The organism is Isoptericola sp. NPDC060257, from assembly GCF_042726645.1.
GTDB lineage: Bacteria > Actinomycetota > Actinomycetes > Actinomycetales > Cellulomonadaceae > Isoptericola > Isoptericola nanjingensis.
Genome location: NZ_JBHXAW010000517.1, coordinates 1 through 1,000, shown reverse-complemented (window position 1 = coordinate 1,000; position 1,000 = coordinate 1). Strand labels below are relative to the sequence as shown.

Sequence of the window (1,000 nt, the reverse complement as noted above, 5' to 3'; positions counted from 1 at the left end):
GGTCGGTGCGGCCCTCGAGGGCCGCCGCCTTCTCGACCGTCTCGGCGGTGCCGAGCTCGAGGATCGCCAGGACGAGCTCCGTCTTCGTGGCGAAGTAGTGGAAGAACGTCCCCGACCCGATCCCCGCCTCGCGGCAGATCGCCGCGGTCGTCGCGCCCTCGTAGCCGCGCTCGGCCAGCACCGTCAGCCCGGCCGCGACGATCTGCAGGCGGCGCGCCTCGTGGCGCTCCGGGTCAACCCTGCGCGCCACGGGCGTCCTTCATGGGCACGACGCCGAGCCGCCGCACCTGCAGCCGGTCCTCGCGGACGCGCGCGGCGAGCCCGTGGGCGGCGAGCGCCCCGTCGACCTCGGCGACGGCCGCGGCGTCCTTGCGCTCGGCGAGCCACCGGCGCAGCAGGGCGTGCTCCTCGGCCGAGAACCCGGGCCGGCCGTCCATCCACCGCTCGTACGCGTGCTCGTGCGGGTCGGTGTCACGCCACGGCCAGCCGTGCGCCTCGAACGCGGCCTGGAGCTCGTCGCGCCGCAGCGTGTCCGCGTCCAGCCGTTCCCGCGGGGCGCCGGCCGCCCCGAGGAGGACGACGTACCGGCCGTCGCGGAAGACGTCGGCGACGTCGGTCCGCTCCACCCAGCCCTCCCGGCCGTCGGTGCGGTGCTCCAGGTGGTCGTCGGCGACCGTCAGCCGCAGCGCCTCCCCGACCGTGCTGAGCGCCAGGACGACGCCGGCGACGACGCCCAGCCCGCCGAGGATCGGCACCGACCACGCGAGGGGCAGTCCCGCGAGGAGCTCGACGGGGCCGAGGCTCGGCAGCGGGGTGCCCTCCAGGAACCCGTGCAGCCAGCGGGCGAGCGGCGGGAGCGCGAACCCCAGCACGACGCCGAGGGCGACGGTCGCGAGCAGCACGAGCGGCGGCACCCAGCGGGGCTGGCGCACCTCGGACGGGGTCAGGGTCGGCACGCCGACAATTGTTGGAGCATGCACTCCAATAATGCAACCCGGCC

Annotated in this window: 2 protein-coding genes; both read right to left on the bottom strand. The window is 76.1% G+C overall.

The features are described from left to right. Positions 1-250: TetR/AcrR family transcriptional regulator (locus ACFWEK_RS21810; RefSeq protein ID WP_430555407.1), on the bottom strand; the 250-nt coding region annotated here is incomplete at its 3' end. Beyond that, complete coding sequence (locus tag ACFWEK_RS21805) at positions 234-956, bottom strand: hypothetical protein (RefSeq protein WP_430555406.1); 723 nt, start codon at positions 954-956, stop codon at positions 234-236. The genes ACFWEK_RS21805 and ACFWEK_RS21810, both read right to left, overlap by 17 nt. Between the last annotated feature and the right edge of the window lie 44 nt (positions 957-1,000).